This window comes from Streptantibioticus ferralitis (assembly GCF_029223525.1).
GTDB lineage: Bacteria > Actinomycetota > Actinomycetes > Streptomycetales > Streptomycetaceae > Streptantibioticus_A > Streptantibioticus_A ferralitis.
Map to the genome: position 1 here is coordinate 22,141 of NZ_JARHTQ010000047.1, position 23,128 is coordinate 45,268.

Annotated in this window: 10 protein-coding genes; 6 read left to right on the forward strand and 4 right to left on the reverse strand. The window is 72.0% G+C overall.

Features of this window, described 5'->3' with window-relative positions; genetic code table 11:
- Positions 1–3: 3 nt before the first annotated feature.
- On the forward strand, positions 4–1,098 hold the full coding sequence (locus P2L57_RS36920) for an HAD-IIIC family phosphatase (RefSeq protein ID WP_303657097.1): 1,095 nt from the start codon (positions 4–6) through the stop codon (positions 1,096–1,098).
- 48 nt (positions 1,099–1,146) lie between these two features.
- Positions 1,147–1,824, forward strand: coding sequence for an O-methyltransferase (locus P2L57_RS36925; RefSeq protein WP_275822375.1), 678 nt, complete (start codon positions 1,147–1,149; stop codon positions 1,822–1,824).
- A 69-nt stretch (positions 1,825–1,893) separates the two neighbouring features.
- Here P2L57_RS36925 and P2L57_RS36930 read toward each other — a convergent pair whose 3' ends face one another.
- Entirely contained in the window at positions 1,894–3,189 is a 1,296-nt protein-coding gene (locus tag P2L57_RS36930; RefSeq protein WP_275822377.1) for a carboxymuconolactone decarboxylase family protein, read from the reverse strand.
- A gap of 400 nt (positions 3,190–3,589) precedes the next feature.
- On the opposite strand from P2L57_RS36930, the gene P2L57_RS36935 reads away from it, so the two are divergent.
- Positions 3,590–17,365 (forward strand): type I polyketide synthase, encoded by a 13,776-nt coding sequence (locus P2L57_RS36935; RefSeq protein ID WP_303657103.1) that lies wholly within the window; start codon positions 3,590–3,592, stop codon positions 17,363–17,365.
- A 239-nt stretch (positions 17,366–17,604) separates the two neighbouring features.
- Here the strand turns inward: P2L57_RS36935 and P2L57_RS36940 are convergent, their stop codons facing one another.
- From P2L57_RS36940 to P2L57_RS36950, 3 genes are read right to left on the reverse strand one after another with little or no spacing between them, the layout of a single operon-like run.
- Positions 17,605–18,117 carry a MarR family winged helix-turn-helix transcriptional regulator gene (locus tag P2L57_RS36940; RefSeq protein WP_275822381.1) on the reverse strand — a complete coding sequence of 171 codons (513 nt, stop codon included), beginning with the start codon at positions 18,115–18,117 and terminating at the stop codon, positions 17,605–17,607.
- Positions 18,118–18,139: 22 nt separating this feature from the next.
- Positions 18,140–19,321 (reverse strand): MFS transporter, encoded by a 1,182-nt coding sequence (locus tag P2L57_RS36945; RefSeq protein ID WP_275822383.1) that lies wholly within the window; start codon positions 19,319–19,321, stop codon positions 18,140–18,142.
- Positions 19,321–20,844, reverse strand: a complete 1,524-nt coding sequence (locus P2L57_RS36950) for an FAD-dependent monooxygenase (RefSeq protein WP_275822385.1) — start codon at positions 20,842–20,844, stop codon at positions 19,321–19,323. The genes P2L57_RS36945 and P2L57_RS36950 overlap by 1 nt, the downstream gene beginning before the upstream one ends.
- Positions 20,845–20,936: 92 nt before the next feature.
- Between P2L57_RS36950 and P2L57_RS36955 the strand changes: the two genes are divergently transcribed.
- The 3 genes from P2L57_RS36955 (at position 20,937) to P2L57_RS36965 (ending at position 22,937) form a co-directional block, all read left to right on the forward strand.
- Entirely contained in the window at positions 20,937–21,419 is a 483-nt protein-coding gene (locus P2L57_RS36955; RefSeq protein WP_275822387.1) for a hypothetical protein, read from the forward strand.
- A gap of 98 nt (positions 21,420–21,517) precedes the next feature.
- The gene (locus P2L57_RS36960; protein ID WP_275822389.1) at positions 21,518–22,351 is read left to right on the forward strand and encodes an alpha/beta fold hydrolase; all 834 of its coding nucleotides are present in this window, start codon (positions 21,518–21,520) and stop codon (positions 22,349–22,351) included.
- Positions 22,338–22,937 carry a TetR/AcrR family transcriptional regulator gene (locus tag P2L57_RS36965; protein WP_275822391.1) on the forward strand — a complete coding sequence of 200 codons (600 nt, stop codon included), beginning with the start codon at positions 22,338–22,340 and terminating at the stop codon, positions 22,935–22,937. Before P2L57_RS36960 ends, P2L57_RS36965 begins: the two co-directional genes overlap by 14 nt.
- The last annotated feature ends 191 nt before the right edge of the window (positions 22,938–23,128 follow it).

Genomic DNA, 23,128 nt, shown 5'->3' on the forward strand with positions numbered 1-23,128 from the left:
GACATGAGTCAAGGAGAAGCAGTGGCTGAACAGACCTCGATCGTGAAGTGCCTGGTGTGGGACCTCGACAACACCCTCTGGCAGGGCACGCTGCTGGAGGACGGCGATGTGAAGCTCCCCGACTCCGTCAGCGAGCTCATCACCGAGCTGGACAGCCGCGGCATCCTCCAGTCGGTCGCCAGCAAGAACGACCACGACCAGGCGTGGAAGCAGCTGGAGGCGCTGGGCGTCGCCGAGTACTTCGTCCTGCCGCGCATCGGCTGGGGCCCGAAGTCGGACTCGGTGCGGGAGATCGCCGACGAGCTCAACTTCGCGCTCGACACCATCGCCTTCGTCGACGACCAGCCGGCGGAGCGGGCAGAAGTCGAGTTCCATCTGCCGGAGGTCCGCTGCTACGACGCCGAGCGGTTGCCCGAGTTCGCCGCTCTGCCGGAGTTCAGCCCGGCGACGGTGACGGTGGACTCGCGCCGCCGCCGGCAGATGTACCAGGCCGGATTCCTGCGGAAGTCGGCCGAGGCGGAGTTCCAGGGGCCGAGCGACGACTTCCTGCGTTCCCTGGAACTGGAGATGCACATCGGACGCGCCACCGAGGACGAGTTGTCCCGCGTGGAGGAGCTGACGCTGCGCACCAGCCAGATGAACGCCACAGGAGTGCACTACTCCATCTCCGATCTGCGCACGCTGCTGGCCGATCCACGGCACGAGGTCCTGGTGACCATGCTCACCGACCGGTTCGGGCCGCACGGCGCGGTCGGCCTCCAACTGCTGGAGAAGCACGCGGGCGTCTGGAATCTGAAGCTGCTGGCCACGTCGTGCCGCGTGGTGTCGTTCGGCGCCGGTTCGGTGATCCTCGGCTGGCTTGCCGACCAGGCCGCCCACGCGGGCGTCCACCTGGTCGCCGACTTCCGGCGCACCGAGCGCAACCGGATGATGGAGATCGCCTACCGCCTCGCCGGCTTCACCGACGAGCCCTGCGACTGCCGGGCCGGGCTGCCCGCGCCCGCTCAGGAAGACATCCAGCGGCTGCATCTGCTTCCGGCGCCTTGCGCCCCGCCGCCCACGATGAAGCTGCACACCGTCAGTCTTCAGGGCGCCTGAGCGCGGGCGCGCCCCTGACCCGGTCCGATCAGAGAAGATGGATGACGCATGGCGAACCAGCTAGGCCTGTCGGCCGGGCTCTCGGAGTACATCCGGGAGTCCTCCCTGCGTGAGGACGAGATCCTGCGGCAGCTGCGCGAGACGACGTCGGAACTCCCCGCGGGCAGCGCATTGCAGGTCATGCCCGAGGAGGGGCAGTTGCTGACGCTGCTGGCCGGTCTCACCCCGGCCCGCAGGATCCTCGAGATCGGTACGTACACCGGGTACAGCACCCTGTGCCTGGCCCGCGCGCTCGCGCCCGGCGGACGGCTGGTCACCTGCGACATCACCGACCGCTGGCCGCAGATCGGCGCCGAGTACTGGACCAAGGCGGGCGTCGACGGGCAGATCGATCTGCGCATCGGTGACGCGGCGGACACCCTCAAGGCCCTCGTCGCGGACGAGGGCCCCGGCACGTTCGACTTCGTCTTCATCGACGCCGACAAGCAGCGCTACCCGGACTACTACGAGTCGGCGCTGACTCTCGTCGGCGACCACGGCCTGATCGTGGTCGACAACACCCTGTTCTTCGGCAAGGTCGTGGACCCCGACGCCCAGGACCCGGACACCACCGCGATCCGCGCGTTCAACACGCTGGTCCGCGACGACCCGCGGGTGGAGATGTCCCTGGTCCCCATGGCGGACGGCATCACGCTGATCCGGAAGAAGCAGCGGACGGAGGAGTGAACGGCCGGCCGGGGCCGTCCCGGTCTGCCGGACCGCCGCCTCCTCCTCCGCTCGCCGCGGGGGCCGCGCTCAGCCGACCACCGTCGGCACGTACGCGGCGTGCGCCCCGTCGGAGTAGCGGCACAGTTCGACGCCGTACACCTCGGCGGGGTAGAGCTGCTGGCCGAGGAACTCGATGACCCGGTTGAATTCCGGCGGAAATTTACTGGCCACGATGACCATACGGAGTCTGCCGACGGCGAGATTCGCTTCGAGGGTGCGAAGAAACGAGCTCTCGTCGAGAGAATAACCCATTTCCATTAGCAAATGCTCGCCAGTGCTGCTATACAGCTGCGCGGTGTACTCGAGTGACCGCTGGAGTATGTGTAGCGGCCAGTGCCGAGCCCCGCTGCCCGCATAGTCGAGTGTTTTGCCGAGGGCGTCGTTCGCATTCCACGTGTCGTGCGGCTCCACCACCTCGACGACGGTCGGCACGCCTTTGGAATCGGCGAACAGATGGGTGGCGCTGAAGGTGTAGCCGTCGGTGTCCGGCATGATATCCGCGGGATTCCTGCGGATCAGCAGCAGCCGGGAGCCCGCGTCGTGCGCGTTCGCGGCCGTGGACAGCAGGTCCGGGTAACGGACGAGGATCTCGTGCAGCGGCGGTTCGGGGTGGGCCGTCGTCGGTGTCAGGAGGGAGAGCCCCGCGCCGTTCTGCAGCACGATGCGCCGGTTCCACGCCTCGGTGCGCGGCGTCGGCGGACGCGACCCCTGCGGGCGCGCATGCCTGCCCGACGTCATCTGCCCCGGGTCCGCGGGCAGCACCGCCGGGCGCTCCAGCCAGGGGTCGATCGGGGCGACGGAGGAGTTCAGGATGAAGGCCAGCGTCTTGTACGTCCCGGTGAGGGCCAGCAGTTCGAGGAACTCCTCCTCGGCGTAGCGCTCGGCGAGTTGCTTCCAGGTGCTGTCCGAGATCACGGATCTGGTGTGGAGCTCGTCGACGGCTACGAGGAGGGCGGCCTCGAAGAGTGTCCACTCGGAGGTGTCCTCCGAGGCGACCCGGGCGATCTCCGTTTCGCTCAGCCCGACGAGGAGTCCCGCGGCGTGGTGGTGGGCCCAGACGTACGGGGCCTGGGAACGCCATGCCGTGCGCAGGATGACGAGTTCGCGCTCGCGTGCCGGGAGGACTTCACCGGCCACGTGCGCTATCAGCGGCTGGATCGCGGGCAGCAGCGTCGGGTGGTTGGCGATGGTCCGCTGGACGTTCGGCGGGGGTCGGTCCGCGAGGAGCCCGTTCAGCGCCTCTTTCGCCATCCGGGCATAGGCCTGACCGGCAGGTGTGACGGCGAATTCGTCCACGTCCTGCGGATCGATCCTGGGCCGCATTTCCTCACCCTCAAACTCGCTAGTGTCTGTCGGCGTCTCATGGGCGGGCGACTCGGCTGCGGAGGCCCTATTCGGCCGACGAGGCCCCAACGATAATGCAACGGGAAGGGTTTTCATGCATCGGGGCTCGGGTATAGGGGTATTCCTTGTCGGGTCGAGTAGGGGTTGTTTGCATTAGCAAAGCGCGAGATGTTGAACGAGCGCCCCGAAGAGCAAAGCGAGAGTGATTGGCGTGGCGCGGGTGCCCCTGTAATATCGCGCTTTGTTGATCACGACTCGAACGGCGGTCCGGTGCCGCCGGATTCTTGGAGAACGGGCGTGTAGCGGCACGTGCTCTCTCACTGCCGAGCCTGCTGAGACGAAGAGTTAGGGGAGCGGTACCGTGAGCCGATCCGAGCCCATGTCTGCTGAGCGCATCCGTGCGACGGACAACGCCATCGCGGTGGTGGGGGTGGCCTGCCGGCTGCCGTCCGCGGAGGATCCCGAGCGGTTCTGGCGGCTGCTGACAGGCGGGGGGAGCGCGGTGGCGCAGGTGCCGCCGGGTCGGTGGAGCAACGAGGCGGCGGCCTCCGGCAGGACCGGCCGTGGTGCCTTCCTGCGCGAAGTCGACCGTTTCGACGCCGAGTTCTTCGGGATCTCTCCGCGTGAGGCGCGGTCGATGGACCCGCAGCAGCGTCTCGCGCTGGAGCTGGGCTGGGAGGTCCTGGAGGACGCGGGCGTCCTGCCCGCCGCGGTACGGGGCAGCGACACCGGGGTGTTCGTCGGCGTGACCGCGGACGACTACAGCGCACTGGACCGGCGCAGGGGACCGGCAGCGGTCGGGCACCACACCCTCACCGGCCTGAACCGCAGCGTGATCGCGAATCGAATCTCCTACTTCCTGGGATTGCGAGGGCCGAGCCTGGTGGTGGACACCGGGCAGTCGTCGTCGCTCGTGGCGGTGCACCTGGCGTGCGAGAGCTTGCGGCGCGGGGAGTCGGCGACGGCGCTGGCCGGCGGTGTACACCTCAACCTGGTACAGGACAGCGCGGTGGCGGCGGACCAGCTCGGCGCCCTGTCCGCGGACGGCCGCTGCTTCACCTTCGACGAGCGCGCCAACGGGTACGTCCGCGGCGAGGGCGCGGGGATGGTGCTGCTCAAGCCGCTGGCCAGGGCACTGGCTGACGGCGATGAGATCTACTGCGTCATCGAGGGGAGCGCGGTCAACAACGACGGCACGGCCGAGGGTCTGACGACGCCCGATCCGCGCGGGCAGCGGGCGGTGTTGCAGGCGGCGTGCCGGCGTGCGGGCGTGGACCCGGCCGAGGTGCAGTACGTGGAGCTGCACGGGACCGGTACCCGGGTGGGTGACCCGGTGGAGGCGGCGGCGCTCGGTGCCGTCTACGGGGCGGGCCGCCCCGGGGACAGCCCGCTGCTGGTCGGTTCGGCGAAGACGAACGTGGGGCACCTGGAGGGCGCCGCGGGCATCACCGGCCTGGTGAAGGTCGTGCTGTCGCTGCGCAACGGCGAGTTGCCGGCGAGCCTGAACTTCGAACGGCCCAACCCGCGGATCCGCTTCGACGAGTGGCGCCTGGACGTGGTGACGGCGACCCGCCCCTGGCCCTACCGCGACGGCCGGGCCCTGGCCGGGGTGTCCTCGTTCGGCATGGGCGGCACCAACTGTCACCTGATCCTGTCCGCCGCCGAGTCGGCGCCCGGGAACGCGCCTGCGGCCGCGGGTGCCGATGCCGTCAGCGGCACTGCGCCGTGGCCGCTGTCGGGGCGGACCCGGGACGCCCTCCGCGCGCAGGCCGCCGACCTGGCCCGCCACATGGCGGAGAACCAGCACCTCGAACCGGTCGACGTGGGTTACTCCCTGTCGACCACCCGGACCGCTTTCGACCAGCGTGCCGTCGTCCTCGCGCCGGACCGGACGGGTGGACTGGGCGCGCTGGCGGCGCTGGCCGACGGTGAGTCAGCGCCCGGCGTGGTGCGGGGAGTCGCCGACGTCGAGGGCAAGACGGTGTTCGTCTTCCCCGGCCAGGGTTCGCAGTGGGCGGGCATGGGTGTCCGGTTGATGGCGGAGTCCCCGGTGTTCGCCGAGCGGCTGGCCGAGTGCGCTGCCGCGCTGGCGCCCCATGTGGACTGGTCGCTGCTGGAGGTGTTGCAGCAGGCCGAGGGGGCGCCGTCGCTGGAGCGAGTGGATGTGGTCCAGCCCGTCTCCTGGGCGGTGATGGTGTCCCTTGCGGCGCTGTGGCAGGCGCACGGGGTGGTCCCGGACGCGGTGGTGGGGCATTCGCAGGGGGAGATCGCGGCGGCGTGCGTGTCCGGTGCGCTGTCACTTCGGGACGCGGCGCGGGTCGTGGCGCTGCGCAGCCGGATCATCGCCCGCCGACTGGCGGGGGAGGGCGGCATGCTGTCGGTGCCGTTGCCGCAGGCCGAGGTCGAGGCGCGACTGGACCGCTGGGACGGCCGGATCTCGGTCGCCGCGGTCAACGGGCCCGGCTCGGTCGTGGTCTCCGGCGAACTGGCGGCGCTGGACGCGTTGTTCGAGGAACTCGCGGGCGCCGACGTACGGGTACGCCGTATCGCGGTGGACTACGCCTCGCACTCGGCACAGGTCGAGCAGGTGCGTGAGGAGTTGACGGCCGCGCTGGAGGGTATCGGTCCGCGCCGTACGCAGGTGCCGTTCCTCTCCACGGTGACCGGCGGGTGGCTGGACACCACCGGTATGGACGCCGGGTACTGGTACCGCAACCTGCGGCAGACCGTCGGATTCGAACCGGCGGTACGGGCGTTGCTGGGGCAGGACTACCGGTTCTTCGTCGAGGTCAGCTCCCACCCCGTGCTGACCGGCGGAATCCAGGAGGCCATCGATGCGGCCGACACCCGGGCGGTGGCCGTCGGCACGCTGCGCCGGGACCTGGGCGGGAGGGACCGGTTCCTGACCTGTCTGGCGGAGTTGTACGTCCGTGGTGTGCCGGTCGACTGGTCGCGGTCGTTCGCCGGTACCGGCGCCCGGCGGGTGGCCCTGCCGACGTACGCGTTCCAGCGGGAGCGCTACTGGCTCCCGGAGGCGGCCGACGGTGCCGCGGTGCAGGAGGCGGGCGCGGCCGCTGCGGTGGCCGGGACCGGGCCGGCCGTCGTCGTGGACGGGCACGCTGCCGGTCCGGAGCCGGTTCGCGTGGGATCCGACGCCGCGTGGACGCGCGCCGGTCTGGCGCGGCTGGTGCGTACGGAGACGGCGGTGGTGCTCGGTCACTCCTCCGCGGACCGGATGAACCCGGCGCACTCCTTCCGGGAGCTGGGCTTCGACTCGGCCATGGCGGTGGAGCTGGTGACCCGTCTGAAGGCCGCGACCGGACTGCGGATGGCCAACACCGTGCTGTTCGACCACCCCACGCCGGACCGGTTCGCGGATCATCTGGCCGCTCGGTTCACCGGCCCGGCAACCGGCGGCGTGTCGCCGGAGCCTGGTGCCGTCGAGGCGGACGAACCGGTGGTGATCGTGGGCATGGCCTGCCGCTTCCCGGGCGGGGTGACCTCGCCGGAGGAGCTGTGGGACCTGATCTCGGCCGAGACGGACGCCATCTCCGAGCTGCCCACCGGCCGTGGGTGGACATCTCAGATGGCGGCGACCGGCAGGCCGGGCGGGTTCCTGCACGACGCGGACCGTTTCGATGCGGCGTTGTTCGGGATCTCGCCGCGTGAGGCGCAGGCGATGGACCCGCAGCAGCGGCTGGCGCTGGAGGTGAGCTGGGAGGCGGTGGAGCGGGCCGAGATCGCTCCGTCGTCCCTGCACGGCAGCCGGACCGGGGTGTTCGTGGGGGCGATGGCCCAGGACTACGGTCCGCGGCTGAAGGACAGCTCCGGTGACGTGGAAGGGTATCTGCTGACCGGCACCTCGCCGAGCGTCCTTTCCGGCCGGATCGCCTACGCCCTGGGGTTGCGGGGGCCGGCGCTGACCGTGGACACGGCCTGCTCCTCGTCGCTGGTGGCGTTGCATCTCGCAGCGCAGGCGCTGCGGGCCGGCGAGTGCTCCCTGGCGCTGGCCGGTGGTGTCACCGTGATGTCCGAGCCGGGGATCTTCGTGGAGTTCGCCCGGCAGGGCGGTCTGTCGCCCGACGGCCGCTGCAAGGCGTATGCGGAGGCCGCGGACGGCACCGGATGGTCCGAGGGCGTGGGCATCCTGGTGCTGCAACGGCTCTCGGACGCGATCCGGGACGGCCACCATGTGCTCGCGGTCCTGCGCGGCTCCGCGGTCAACTCCGACGGGGCGTCGAACGGCCTGACCGCGCCGAGCGGGATCGCGCAGCGGCAGCTGATCAGCCAGGCCCTGGGCGGTGCGGGCCTGGTGCCCTCGGACGTGGACGCGGTGGAGGGGCACGGCACCGGCACCCGGCTGGGTGACCCGATCGAGGCCCAGGCGCTGCTGGCCACCTATGGGCAGGACCGGTACCGTCCGCTGCTGCTGGGGTCGCTGAAGTCCAACATCGGGCACACCCAGGCCGCCTCTGGTGTCGCGGGCGTCATCAAGATGATCCTGGCGATGCGGCACGGTGTGCTGCCTCGGACGCTGCACGTGGACGCGCCGTCGTCGCAGGTGGACTGGTCGGCCGGCGCGGTGGAGCTGCTCACCGGGTCCGTTCCGTGGCCGCAGGTCGAGCGGCCCCGCCGTGCGGGTGTGTCGTCGTTCGGGATCAGCGGCACGAACGCGCACGTGATCATCGAGCAGCCGCCGCAGGACCGGCCCGGTCGTCCCGCCGCGCCTGCACCGGCCGCGCTCCCGGCACAGGCCGGGCCCGCGGTGGTGCCGTGGCCGGTGTCGGCCCGTACCGACGCGGCGCTTGAGGCCGGGCTGGACCGGCTGGCCGCTTTCGTGGCCGAGACCGGCGCGGCGGCGCCGGACGTCGGCTACTCGCTGGCGACGACACGCTCCGAGCTGGAGTGCCGAGCGGTCCTGCTGGTCACGACGGGCAGCGCCGCCATGGACGGCACGGACGCCATGGACGGCATGGACGGCACGGACGGCACGGAGGACGGTGACTGGCAGGCCGCGCGGGTGGCCGAGGGCACCGTGGTCGGCGCCGCCGACTCCGTGGCGCTGCTGTTCGCGGGCCAGGGCGCGCAGCGGCTGGGCATGGGCCGCGACCTGTACGCCCGGTTCCCGGTGTTCGCGGCGGCGTGGGACGAGGTCTGCACGCTGCTGGACGGGCAGTTGGAGCGGTCGCTGCGCGAGGTGGTGTTCGGCGACGACGCGGAGCTGCTGAACCGTACCGAGTACGCCCAGCCCGCGCTGTTCGCGCTGGAGGTGGCCCTCTTCCGGCTGGTGGAGTCCTGGGGGGCGGTGCCCGATGTGCTGGTCGGGCACTCGGTCGGGGAGATTGCGGCGGCACACGTGGCCGGGGTGCTGTCCCTGCCGGATGCGTGCACGCTCGTCGCCGCCCGCGGACGCCTGATGCAGGCGCTGCCGGAAGGCGGCGCCATGGTCGCGCTGCGGGCCACCGAGGACGAGGTGGCGCCGCTGCTCGCCGCTTCCGGGGGCCGGGTGGGGCTGGCCGCGGTCAACGGCCCGCAGTCGGTGGTGGTCTCCGGAGAGACCGCCGTGGTCGAGGCGATCGCGGACCGATTCGCGGCCGACGGGCGCAAGGCGACGCGGTTGCAGGTCAGTCACGCGTTCCATTCCCCGCTGATGACGCCGATGCTGGACGACTTCCGCACGGTCGTCGAGAGCCTGGCTCTGGGCGAGCCGCGTATCCCGATCGTCTCGACCGTCACCGGGGAGGAGATCGACGCGGAGCGGATCCGCACCCCCGGCTACTGGGTGGAGCATGTCGGGCGGACCGTGCGGTTCGCCGACGCGGTCGCCGCGGCGGCCGCGGCCGGAGCCCGTACCTTCCTGGAACTGGGACCGGACGCGACGCTGTCCGCGCTGGCCCAGGACATCCTGATCGACGGGGCGGACGTCGAGACGGTGCCGCTGCTGGGCCGGGACCGTGGCGAGGAGTCCACGGCGGTGACGGCGGCTGCCCGGCTGTACGTCCGCGGTGTGCCGGTGCGGTGGGCCGAGTTGTTCGCCGGGACCGGCGCGCGCCGCATCGCGCTGCCGACCTACGCCTTCCAGCGCGACCGGTACTGGATCGCTTCCACGGGCTCGGCGGCCGGGGTCGTCTCGGCAGGGCTGGACCGCGCGGACCACCCGCTGCTCGGCGCGGTCGTGGAACTGCCCGACAGCGGTGGCCTGTTGTGCACCGGGCGGCTGTCGGCCACGGAGCAGCCGTGGCTGGCCGACCATGTGGTCTTCCCCGGGGCCGGGTTCGTGGAGCTGGCGGTACGGGCGGGCGGCGAGGTCGGCTGCGACGTGGTCGAGGAACTCACCCTGGCCGCCCCGCTGGTGCTGTCCGGGGCGGGCGAGAGCGGTGTGCGGATCCAGGTGGCGATCGGCGGCCCCGGCGACGGTGGTCGGCGCACGCTGGGCGTTCACGCGCGGCCCGCCGACACCTCCGACGCGCCCTGGACGCTGCACGCCACCGGCGTCCTCGCACCCGGCGCGCCCGCGGCCGAGCTTGAAGACGGGCGGGCGTGGCCGCCGGAGGGCGCGGTACCGGTCGACCTGGATGCCTTCCACGAGTCCCGGCCCGCTGCCGGATCCGTGCATGGGACGGCGCCGCAGGCTGTTCGGACGGCTTGGCGAGTGGGAGAGGAGGTGCTGGCCGAGGTCGGGCTCCCCGAGCAACTCGCCGAGGACGCCGACGCCTTCGGCCTGCATCCCGCGCTCCTGGACGCGGCGCTGAACGTGGTGTCGCTGAGCGGTCTCGACGACTCACTCCGCGGTCTGTCGCCGACGGCCTGGTCCGGAGTGAGCCTGCACGCCGTGGGCGCGTCGGTGCTGCGGGTGCGGCTGCGCAGGACGGGTGAGGACACCGTCACGCTGACCGCGGCGGACGCCGCGGGCGATCCGGTGCTCTCCGTACGCTCGTTGACGCTGCGCCCGTCGGCCGTCGACACCCCGCGGCCGGTGGGGGGTCAGCCGCTGCTGCGCCTGGACTGGCTGCCCGCCCCGGTGCTCGACACCGCCCCGGTGCTCGACACCGCCCCGGTGCCGGAAACCGGCGGGCACGACCCTGCTGCGGCCGGGGAAGCGGTGCTGGTCCCGGTCGACGTGCCTGCTGGTGTGCCGGTGCCGGAGGCGGTTCGTACCGTCACCACCTCCGTCCTCGACGTACTACGGCAGCACCTGGCCGACGAGGACGGCGACGGGAGTGGTGTCGGGCGGCCTTCCCGGCTGGTGTTCGTGACCCGCGGGGCGGTGGCCACCGCGCCTGGAACGGTGCCGGATGTGGTGGCGGCTGCGGTGTGGGGGCTGGTGCGTTCGGCCCAGCAGGAGAGCCCCGGCAGTTTCGTGCTGCTCGATGTGGACCCCGCGGATGGCGGGGATCCGGTATCGGCCGCCGCGGAGGTGCGACGCGCTGTGCTGGGCTGCGACGAGCCCCAACTGGCCCTGCGAGGCGGTGAGTTGCTCGTGCCGCGCCTAGCCCCCGTCGACCCTCCGGGCTCGTCGGCGGCGGACCCGGCAGTGCCGCACCCGGTGTGGGGCGGCGAGGGCACCGTGCTGGTCACCGGTGGTCTGGGCGGCCTGGGCGCGCTGGTTGCCCGGCACCTGGTCACCGAACACGGGGTCCGTCACCTCCTGCTGGCCGGACGCCGGGGCGCCGACACCGAGGGCGCCGGCGAACTGGTGGCCGAGCTGACCGCGCGGGGGGCGCGGGTGACCGCCGCTGCCTGCGACGTCTCCGACCGCGCGGCCCTGGCCGCCCTGCTGACGGATGTCCCGGCCGAGCACCCGCTGACCGGCATCGTGCACGCCGCCGGCGTGCTCGACGACGGCCTCATCCCGGCGCTGACCCCGGATCGGCTGGAGACGGTCTTCCGGCCGAAGCTGGACGGCGCCTGGCACCTGCACGAACTGACCCGCAATCACGACCTGACGGCGTTCGTGCTGTGCTCCTCGGCCTTCGGCATCCTGGGCAACGCAGGACAGGCCGCCTGCACCGCGGCGAACACGTTCCTGGACGCGCTGGCACAGCGGCGTGCCGCGGAAGGCCTCGTGGGCCTGTCCATCGGGTGGGGGCCGTGGCCCCAGGACGCCGGTGCGTCCGCCGGGCTGAGCGCCGCAGAGATGGGGAGGACAGCGCGGGCCGGGTTGCCGGTGTCCTCCGTCGAGCAGGGACTGGCCTGGTTCGACGCCGCGAGCGCGGCCCGCGGGGCGTCGGTGGTGGCGACACGGGTCGACCGGGCCGCTCTGCGGGCGCGCGACGAGGTCCCCGCCGTCTTCCGGAGCCTGGTCCCCGCCGCACCCGCCCGTCGCACCGCCGCCACCGACCGGGCCTCCAGCCTGCTGGCCGGGCTGACGGGCGACCAGGCCCGTGCCCGTCTGCTGGAGTTGCTGCGCGAGCAGGTAGCCGCGGTGCTGGGGCTGGCGGGCACGGCGGCGGTCGGGGCCGGGCGATCGTTCAAGGACCTGGGCTTCGACTCCCTGGCCGCCAGTCAGTTGCGGAACGCACTGCGGAAACGCACGGGCCTGCGCCTGCCGTCGACCCTGGTCTACGACCACCCGACCCCCGAAGCACTGGCCGCCCACCTGTGGACCGAGCTGGACGGCGGGACCGGCGAGCAACACCAGGGCGCCGCGCCGACCCCGGCCACGACGCGCGGCTTGGCGGCCGGGACGCCCGACGCCGAGCCGATCGCGATCATCGGAATGAGCTGCCGGTTCCCCGGCCGGGTGGGTTCGCCCGAGGAGCTGTGGGAGCTGCTGGTGGCGGGCACGGACGCCGTCTCCCCGCTGCCCGCCGACCGCGGCTGGGACCCGGATGTGTACCACCCCGACCCGGAGCGGGCCGGCAAGACCTCCGCGAGGGCGGGGGGCTTCCTCGAAGGGGCTGCCGAGTTCGATGCGGGATTCTTCGGGATCTCCCCGCGTGAGGCGGCTGCGATGGACCCGCAGCAGCGGATGCTGCTGGAGCTCGCCTGGGAGGCGTTCGAACGCGCCGGGCTCGACCCGGCCTCCCTGCGGGGAAGCACGACCGGCACGTTCGTCTCCGCACTCTCCCAGACCTACGGCGCAGGAGCATCGGCGGACGCCGACGGATACCAGCTCACCGGGACGCTCCCCAGCGTGCTGTCGGGCCGTCTGGCCTATTTCTTCGACTTGGCCGGGCCGACGGTGACGGTGGACACGGCCTGTTCCGCCTCCCTGGTCGCGCTCCACACGGCGTGCCAGTCGCTGCGCTCGGGGGAAAGCAGCCTGGCCCTGACCGGCGGTGCGACGGTGCTGGCAGGCCCGGACGTGCTGGTCTCGCTGAGTCGGCACCGGGTCATGGCGCCGGACGGTCGGTGCAAGGCGTTCGACGAGTCGGCGGACGGCATGGGCATCGCCGAAGGCGCGGGCCTGCTGGTGCTGGAGAGGCTCTCGGACGCCGTGCGGCACGGTCACCGGGTGCTGGCCGTCGTCCGCGGGTCGGCGGTGAACTCCGACGGTGCCTCCAACGGGCTGACCGCGCCCAGCGGTCCGGCGCAGCAGCGGGTCATCCGGCAGGCCCTGGCCAACAGCGGACTGACCGCGTCCGACGTCGATGCCGTCGAGGCACATGGGACCGGCACCGCGCTGGGCGATCCGATCGAGGCGCACGCCCTGCTGGCCACCTACGGCCAGGAGCGGGGCGGCAACCCGCCGCTGCTGGTCGGCTCGGTCAAATCCAACATCGGGCACACCCAGACCGCCGCCGGTGTCGCGGGTGTCATCAAGATGGTGATGGCGATGCAGCACGGCCTGCTGCCCAAGACTCTCCACGTCACCGAACCGTCCTCGCGCATCGACTGGGATGCGGGCGCGCTCCGTCTGCTGACCGAGACCGTGCCGTGGCCCCTTCTCGGGCGTCCGCGGCGGTGCGCGGTCTCGGCATTCAGCATGAGCGGCACCAACGCGCACGCCGTCCTGGAACAGGCCCCCACGCCCGCCGACCAGCCCGTGCGCGGGACCGACGCGCTGGCGCCCGCCGACCACCCCCTGACGGTGGCTCAGGCATCGGGCGGCCCGGTGGCCTGGCCGCTGTCGGGCAAGTCCGCCGCCGCACTACGCGCCCAAGCCCGCAAACTCCTCACCCACCTGGAGAACCACCCCGAGCTGCGGCCCATCGACGTCGGGCACTCGCTGGCGACGACCCGTACCGCCTTCGAGCACCGGGCGGTGCTGGTCGGCGACGACCGCGCGGCGCTGCACGAGAGCCTGACCGCCCTGGCCCAGGGCACCGCGCATCCCGGTGTGCTGCGGGGAACCGCGCCCGAACGCGGCCCGGTGGTCTTCGTCTTCCCAGGCCAGGACGCGGCCTGGTCGGGAATGGCGGCCGAACTCCTGGACGCCTCGCCGGTCTTCGCCGCCCGCGTCGACGAGTGCCAGGCGGCCCTGGACCCGTACATCGACTGGTCGCTCACCGGCGTGATGCGTGGTGAACCTGGTGCGCCTGCGCTGGAGGGGCGGCCCGACGTGCAGCAGCCCGTGCTGTGGGCGGTCATGGTCTCGCTCGCCGCCGTGTGGCGTTCGCTGGGGGTCGAGCCGGCCGCGGTGGTCGGTCATTCCCAGGGTGAGGTCGCTGCCGCCTGTGTCAGCGGCGGTCTGTCTCTGGAGGACGGTGCCCGGGTGGTGGCGCTGCGCAGCCGCCTGATCCGTGAACGGTTGTCCGGGAGCGGCGCGATGATGTCGGTGATGGCCTCGCGCGAACAGGTCCAGGCGGTGCTGGACCAGGTCTGCGGCGCGGTGTCGATCGCAGCGGTCAATGGCCCGCGGATCGTGACGATCTCCGGCGACCCGGCCGCTCTGAACGAGGTCGAGCGCGGCCTGTCCGCTGCCGGGCTCATGCGCTGGCGGCTGCCCGGGGTGGACTTCGCCGCCCACTCCGCGCACATCGACCAGATCGAGCCCGAACTGCTGGAGCTGCTGGCCGACGTACGGCCCCGCGCGTCCCAGGTGCCGTTCTACTCCACGGTGACCGGAGGCCGCCTGGACACGAAGGAGCTGGACGCCCGCTACTGGTGCCGTAACCTGCGCCAGACCGTGTCCTTCGCCGAGACGATGACGGGCCTGGTGCGCGCGGGGCACGGCGTCATGATCGAGGTCAGCCCGCATCCGGTGCTCGCGGTCGGCACCACCGAGATCATCGAGAACGCGGACAGCCCCGCGGTCACCCTGGGCACCCTGCGCCGGGACGACGGCGGATGGGACCGCGTCCTGCGCTCGCTGGGGGAGGCCCACGCCCACGGCGTGCCCGTCGACTGGCCCACGGTGCTGACCGGTGGCCGCGCGGTGGACCTGCCGACCTACGCCTTCCAGCACGAGTCCTACTGGACCGCCCCGCCCACCCCGACGCCCCGCACGCCCGGCTCCGCCGACGGGCCGCTGTGGGAGGCGGTGGACCAGCAGGACGCCGCTGTCCTCGGCACGCTCATCGGTCTTGAAGTCGAACACAAGGACGCCCTCGACGCGGTACTCCCCGCGCTGTCGGCCTGGCGCAAGCGCCAGGACCAGCACGCCCTGGTCAGCAACCGCCGCTACCGGACGGCCTGGACACCCCTGCGCGTCCCCGCCGACCCGTCCCTGACCGGCACCTGGCTGGTCGTCACCACCAGCGGTGCCGACGACACGGACGTACTGGACGCCCTGACCGCACACGGCGCCCGATTCCGCCGCGTGGTCCTCGACAAGACCTGTACCGACCCCGAGACGCTCACGGCACGACTCGGCGACCTCGACCGCACGGCCGGAGTGCTCTCGCTCCTCGGCACGGCCGAAGAAGCCGACGCCGACCAGCCCGCACTGCCCGCCGGCCTGGCCCTGACCGTCTCCCTGACCCAGGCCCTCATGACCTCCGGCACCCGGGTGCCGCTGTGGACGGTGACCCGCGGCGCGGTCTCCACCGGCCCGGCCGACCCGGTACGCAACCCGCGCCAGGCCATGACCCTCGGACTGGCACGCACCGCCACCCTGGAAGCACCCTCGCTGCGCGGCGGACTGGCCGACCTCCCCGAGCGGCTCGATGCCCAGGCGGCCGACCGGTTCGCCTCGCTGCTCTCGCAGGGCCCGGGGGAGGACCAGGCGGCGGTGCGCTCCTCGGGCGTCCTCGTCCGGCGCCTGGTGAGGGCACCCGCACGAGCCGACTCGCCCGCCGACTGGACACCCCGCGGCACGACTTTGATCACCGGCGGCACCGGAGCCCTGGGCAGCAGGACCGCCCGCTGGCTCGCCCGGCAGGGTGCCGAACACCTGGTACTGCTCAGCCGCCGCGGCCCCGCCGCACCCGGCGCCGCCGAGCTGTTGGCGGAGCTGAACGCCCAGCGGACGACCGCCGAGGCGGTGCCCTGCGACCTGACCGACAAGGACGCGGTGGCCGCCGTACTCGACGAGCTGTCAGCAAAGGGCACCCCGGTGCGCTCGGTGGTCCACCTGGCCGGTACCCGTGCCCTCGGCCCGCTCGCCACGGCCGGTCTCGACCATGTCGCCGACGCGGTGCACGCCAAGGTGACCGGTGCCGCGCACCTCGACGAACTCCTGGACCCCAGCGAACTGGACGCCTTCGTCCTGCCCTCGTCGGTCGCCGGAGTCTGGGGCGTGGGCGACCACGCCGCTCAGGCGGCGGCCGGCGCGTACCTGGAGGCGCTGGCGGCGCAGCGCCGCGCTCGCGGCGCCTGCGCGACGTCGATCTTCTTCGGCCCCTGGGAGGAAGCCCGCGAGCAACTGGGCGAACGCGCCAGCGAGCGGCTCCTCCGCACCGGGCTGTCCTTCCTTGATGGCGACCTGGCCCTGGCCGGCCTCGCCCAAGCACTCCACGAGGAGGAGAGCGCGCTGACGGTCGCCGACGTCGACTGGAAGCGCTACCTCCCCGTCGTCACCACAGCCGGCCCCAAGCCCTTCTTCAGCGAACTTCCCGAGGCACAAGACCTCACCGAGCCCGAAGCCACCGCTGGCGACGGCGAGTTCACGACGCGGCTGCGGAGCCTTCCGGCCACCGAGCAGCGGCGACTGCTCCTGGACCTGATACGCAACGAGGCCGCGGCAGCCCTCGGCCACGCATCCGGCGACGCGGTCGCCGAGCACGCGGTATTCCGCGACAACGGCATGGATTCCCTCGCGGCGGTCGACCTGCGCAACCGGCTCGCCATGGCGACCGGCACCGCCCTGCCCAGCACCGTCGTCCTAACCCACCCCACCCCGGCCCACCTGGCCGACCACCTCCTCGACCACCTCGCCACCCCGCCGACGCCCGACCACGGCACCGCCCCGACGGACCTCGTCGCCCGCCTCCACCGCGAGGCCGTACAGACCAGCCGCCTGGACGACGCCGACACCCTGCTGTCCAGTCTCGCCACCCTGAGGCCCAAGAGCACCGGGCCCCTCGCGCCCACCGTGGACCGGCTCACCGCCAGCACCTCGGGCCCCCGCCTGATCTGCGTGGCCCCGGTCGTGCCCCTGACCGGCCCGGACACCTACTTCGCACTCGCCCAAGCCCTCCCCGAACACTGGGTCATATCCTGCCTGACGCCCCCCGGCTTCGGCACGGACGAGGCCCTGCCCGCCACCCGCGAAGCACTCGTGGCAGGGCTGGCACAGGCCGTGATCGCCGAAACCAGCAGCGACAGCACCGCCGGGACCGGCAGCGTGGCCGCCGAGCCGGTGGTCCTCCTGGGCACTTCATCCGGCGGCATCCTCGCCCACGCAACCGCCCGCTACCTCGCCGACCACGGCACCCCCGTGCAGGCCGTCGTCCTCCTGGACACCTACGACCTGCAAACTCCCACCGCCCGCGCGCTCCTTCCCCACCTGTGGCACGGCCTGTACGAGCGCGGGGACCTCACCGGCGGCTACACCGCCACCGCCCTGTCCGCCTACGCCTGGACCGAACAACTCCTGCGCACCTGGACCCCGGCCCCCGCCCCCTTCCCGACTCTGCTCCTACAGGCATCGGAGCCCCTCCCGGTCCCGCCGGGGACGGACACGGGAGTGCACGCCTGGCAGAGCGATCTTCCGCACATCACCACCACCCGCACCACGCCGGGCAACCACTTCACTCTCATCAACCAGCACGTCTCCACGGCCGCCGCCCATATCACCGACTGGCTCAGCGAACGGGGGTACACCCGCTGAACGACTCTGCCGCCTCTCGGCGGTAGACCCGATCCGAACCGGTGAACCCGCCCCAGGACGCGGCGACGGCATGACCGCCCTCCCGCTGTCCTGGGGCCATGGCCCGGACCGGACGCGCGTGTCGGCCGGGTCCCTACGGTCAACGGTGGATCTTCAAACAGGAAGTGACGCCTGATGACAGACGCGACCGTCTCGGCTGAGGCCGTCGAGGAAGTACAGCCCGCGGGGCCGGTGCCGGATCACGCCTGGCCCTCCAGGGAGAGCAGCACGGTGCGGAGATCGCCGTTGATACGGCGTTGGGCGGTCGAGGACAGCGCCGACAGCAGTGCGTACTCCGCCTCGGTCTTCACGGCGAACACCTCAAGCGCGCGCTCCTCGCCCGCAGGGGTCAGGGTGACGAGCACGGAACGGCGATCGTCCGGGTCGAAGTCCCTGGTCACCCATCCGTTGTGCTCCAGCCTGCGGACCCGGTTGGTGACCGCACCCGAAGTGAGTTGCAGTTGCGCCATCAATTGCCCCGCGCTGAGCCGGTGTTCCGGCCTGGTCCGGATCAGACAGGCCAGCAGCTCCAGCTCCCACAACTCGATGCCGTGTGGCGCCAGCTCGCGTTTGATCTCGGTCTCCAGCCGGTGGGCCAGCCTACGCAGCCGGTAGGCGAGCGCCTTGGCCTGCACCACATCCTGACCGTGCTGATCGGGAACGACTTCGATCAGCCTGTCCACGTAGTCCTGTTTCTCCGGACGGTTCGCCATCTTCCCATGCTAACAACGAACGTTAAGAATCTTGACGTTCATGCACGGCGGGGGAGGATGCCGGGACGCCATCGAGACGACCGGACACCAGCGCGAGACCGAGCCCGGCCAGCGCCAGCACCGCCCCGGCCAGACTCGCTGCGGCGTAACCGAATCCGGCGCTGATGACCATGCCGCCGAGCGCGGCGCCTCCGGCGTTGGCGATGTTGAGACTCGACTGCACCGATGCGGCCGCCATGGTCGGGGCCTCCTCGGCCGCTCGCATGGTCCGCAACTGCACCGGAGGGATCACCAGCCCAGCGGCCGTGCCGATGGCGAACACGGTCACCAGCGCGGTGGCCTCGTCATGCACGGTCAGCGCGAACAGGGCGAGGACCGCGGCGAGGAAGCCGAGGGCCAGGTAGATCGCGGGCATCACAGCGCGGTCGGCCAGCCGACCGCCCAGCAGGTTGCCCACCGCCGAGCCGATACCGAACAGGGCCAGTGCCGCCGTCAGTCCGGCCGGCCCGGCGCCTGCCAGGGTGCTCAGCATGGGCGCGATGTAGGTGTACGTGCCGAACACGCCAGCGAACCCCAGGGTGCCCACGGCGAGCGCGAGCCAGACCTGCGGCCGGGTGAACGCGCGCAGCTCCGTGCGCAGCCGGACCGGGGTGTGCGTCCGGTCGGTGGGCACCAGTACCGCGATTCCGAGCACTGCCAGCAGTCCGGCCGCACCGATCAGCGCGAAGGCCAGCCGCCAGCCGAACGCGGTGCCCAGCGCGGTGGCCGCGGGCACACCGATGATGTTCGCCACGCTCAGCCCGGTGAACATCAGTGAGATCGCCTGGGCGCTGCGCCGCTCGTCGACCAGCTCGGCCGCGACCACCGAGCCGACCCCGAAGAACGCGCCGTGCGGCAACGCGGTCAACACTCGTGCGACCAGCAGGAATCCGTAGTCGGGCGCGCCCGCCGCCGCCAGGTTGCCGACGGTGAAGACGACCATCATGGCCAGCAACAGGCGCTTGCGGGTGAACCGCCCCGACACGGCTGTGAGCAGCGGGGCGCCGACCACGACACCGAGTGCGTACCCGGTGATCAGGTACCCGGCCCGCGGTATGGACACGTGCATGCCGTGCGCGACGGCAGGCAACAGGCCCATCATGGCGAACTCGGTCGCGCCGATCCCGAACGCGCCGATGGCCAGCGCGAGCAGTGCGACCGGCATCACAACTCCCGTGCGGGCACAGGCTCGTGGTCGAATCCGGTCCACGCGGCGATCGCGTCGGCAAGTCCGGAGCCCGACTCGGTGGCGTACGCGACGTGCCCGTCCGGTCGGATCAGCGCGGCGCACACGGTGTCCCATCCGGGGTCCGGCATACCGGTGGGCCGTTGCGCGGCCGCCACCTCCACCCGCGTGGACCCGAGGCCGGCGAGGGGCGCCTCGTCGGCGAAGTCCAGGAGCAGGAACCGGTCAGGGCGCAGCGCGCGCAGCAGGGTGCCCTGTGTGAGTGCCAGGTCCGGTGCCCTCGTCCCCACCAGCGAATGGGCTCCTTCCGGCCGCCGGTAGCCGACGGCAAGTCCCGACAGCCAGCCGGACAGGTCCGCGGCCAACTCACCGCGTCGCTCGATGAATCCGCAGAACATCTCGCGCAACGCCTCGCCGGCACGGCTGAAGTTGTGCATCAGCGCGTCCTGCGCCAGTGTGCTGGCGACCAGCCGTTCCGCGACCGGGCGGCGCTCGCTGTCGTAACCTGCCTCTCCGGTGATCAACCGCTCGGGCGCCCAGCCGTGTACCTCGGCGGCCAGTTTCCAGGCCAAGTTGGTGGCATCCTGGAGGCCCACGTTGAGGCCCTGGCCACCGGCAGGCAGGTGCACGTGCGCGGCATCGCCGGCGAGCAGTATCCGACCTTTGCGGTAGCACGCGGCATGCCTGCTGGTGTTGCTCGACCTGGACATCCAGGACGGGCTGTGCACACCGAAGTCGGTGCCGCAGATCGCTTTCAGCGCCCTGCTCAGATCCTCCGGGGTGAGCGGTTCGGCTTGCCTGCGCCGCACCTGGTCGGCGGTCAGCCCGGTGTCGGTCACCTCGACGCCGAAGACTCGCGTCGTGGTCTCGGTGAGGGGCACCACGCTGGCGTGACCGGCCACGTGGTTCCAGAAGTACTGGGCGCTGTGCACCGGCTCGGCCAGTTGCACGTCGGCGACGAAACCGACCACGGTCGGGACACCGCCCGGGAAGTCGATGCCGGCGGCCCTGCGCACCATACTGTGCGCGCCGTCGGCGCCGACGAGGTACCGGGCCGCCCGAGGCGTCCCGCCGGCACGTATTCGCACCTCGTCCGCGGACTGCTCGACGTCGGTCACCTCAGCGCCGTAGTGCACCGGCACCGCACGGGCGCGCAGGTACTCGACGAGCGCCCGTTCGGTTCGCCACTGAGGGACCATCAGCACGAACGGAAACGGCGTGTCCAGGTCGTGGTAGTCGAGCATGTCCCGCAGCGTGGCGAAGTGCGCGTGCCGAACCCGTTTCCCCTGCGCCATAAGGACATCGCTGACCCGCCTGCCATCACCGATGTCCAGCATGGTGAGCACCTCCAGGGTGCGCGGATGCATGGTGGTCCCCCGGGACTCCCCGCTGGGTTCCACGTTGCGCTCGTACACCTCGACGCGAACCCCGGCCGCGTCCAACAGTGCGGCCGTCATCAACCCCACCGGACCGCCGCCGACCACGATGACGTCCATTGTCATCACGTCACTCCCTCTCTCGATTTCTATGAACGTAAAGATAATGAGCGTTGAGAGGCTGGTCAAGAGTGTTGAGCTGCCACGGAGTTGAGGTCATGGCGCTCCAAAACGTTGCACGACCTGCGAACTGGGCGTTCGGCGTTTCGGACGACTGGCTCTCGGCTGGCTATGGCTGGTGGCAGGGGCAGTCCGGTCCCTACCCGGAGCGCCTGCGCGAGAAGTCAGAAGGGGATCTGGCTGTTCCGCGCCGGCGGCCAGTGGCGGGAGATGCCGCCGGAGTTCGGGGCGTCGAGCATGGATTCGATCGCTTCGAGTCGACGGTGGCTCGCGCGCACCACGACGCGGCCGGGATGGGTGTGCGCGAGGACGTCCTGGCCGGGCTGGAGGAGGCGGCCGACCAGGCGAAGGGGGCGATGGCGGGGGATGGCAGCCGCAGGCTGCCGGGTGCGGCGACGCCGATCGCGGTAGGGCCGATCGCAGGCGCATCCGACGATCGGCTGGCCTGTTGGCCAGGGCGTTCTCTCTCCTTGGGGCCCCGATGTTTCCCAGGCCTGGCCTGCCTCGGCCGGACCCCCTGATGCCCTGACGGGCTCGCCATCCACGCAGACCCTCTTGCGGTAAATGGCTAATGACATTAGCTTATTGGCTACTGAACTAAACCAAGGAGGCTCGCACCATGGTTGGGACCGCACACTCCACCCAGTTCCTCGCCGTCGACGGCGGCCGGATCGCCTACGACGACACCCGAGGCGACGGGCCGCTGGTGGTCTGCCTGCCCGGGATGGGCGACAACCGCGCCACCTATCGCTTCCTTGCCCCGGTCCTCGCCGAGCGCGGCTACCGGGTCGTCACCGCCGACCTGCGTGGCGCCGGCGAGTCCGACGCCGCGTTCGCCGACTACTCCACCACCGCGGTCGCCGCCGACCTGCGCGCCCTGGTCCGGCACCTGGACGCCGGGCCGGCCGTCGTGGTGGCCAACTCCTACTCCGCCGGCGCCGCCGTGATCGCGGCGGCCGACGAGTCATCGGCGTTCGCTGGCCTCGTCCTCACCGGCCCGTTCGTGCGCAGCCCGAAGCAGCTGGGCGCCGCGGCCCGGCTGGCCATCGCCGTCGTCGGGCGCTTCCCGCGCGCTTGGACGGCCTTCTGGGGAACGCTGTTCGCCAGTGCAAAGCCGGACGACTTCGCCGCGGCCCGCGCCCGGTTGCTCGGGCAGCTGCGCGAACCGGGGCGGATGGCCGCGCTGCGCGCCATGTCCGCAGGCGGGCACGACGCGAGCGAGCGACGGCTGGCCGAACTCGCCGCCGGGCCGCCGGTGCGGATCGTGATGGGCAGCAAGGACCCGGACTTCAAGCCGGACCCGCGTGCCGAGGCCGACTGGATCGCCGAACGGTCCGGCGGGGACGTGGTGATGATCGATGGCTCGGGCCACTACCCGGCCGCCGAGGATCCGCGGGCCACCGCCGACGCGGTGCTGCCCTTCCTGGCAGGGGTCGCCGGTGCCGCGCAGTAGGACGGGGGCCGGGAAGGCCGGGACCAGGGCGGGGCTGAGCCCGGCCGCGGTCGTGGACGCGGCGCTGGCCACGGTCGACGAACAGGGCCCGGCGGCGCTCACCCTCGCCGCCGTCGCCGCCCGCACCGGGGTCGCCGTGCCCTCCCTCTACAAGCACGTCAAGGGGCTGCCGGAGCTGCGGTGGATGCTGGTGAGGCGGGTGTTCGGCGAGCTGGCGGAGCAACTGCGGGACGCGGTGCTGGGGCGCAGCGGCGACGACGCGGTCGCCGCCGTGCTGCACGCGTACCGCGACTACGCCCGTGCGCACCCCGAGCGCTACGCGCTGCTGCCGCAGGGCGCGGGCCCGCAGGCGGCCGAACTCGGCGCCGAGGTCGTGAAGGTGATCTTCGCTGCGCTGCGCGGCTACGGCCTGGCCGACGCCGACCTGGTGCACGCCACCCGCTGCCTGCGGGCAGCGGCGCACGGCTTCGCCGCCCTGGAGACGGCAGGCGCCTTCGGCCTCCCGGACAGCATCGACACCTCCCACGACCACCTCGTCACCACGATCACCTCCGGCCTCGCCACCGCCTTCCGCGTCCGCGCCTGACGCGGCGCCGACCCGCTCCACCTCGCCCTCGTCTTCGGCATCGACGAGAAGACCGCCATCCGATAGGGAGTATCACGAAAGCGGTGTTCACCACTCGGTTGGCGTAGAGGTTTCTCGTTGATCTGATTGGCCTATACCCGTCCGGCCGAGAGGCGGCCGTCGAAGGCGATGTCGAAGGCGTTCATCGCCTC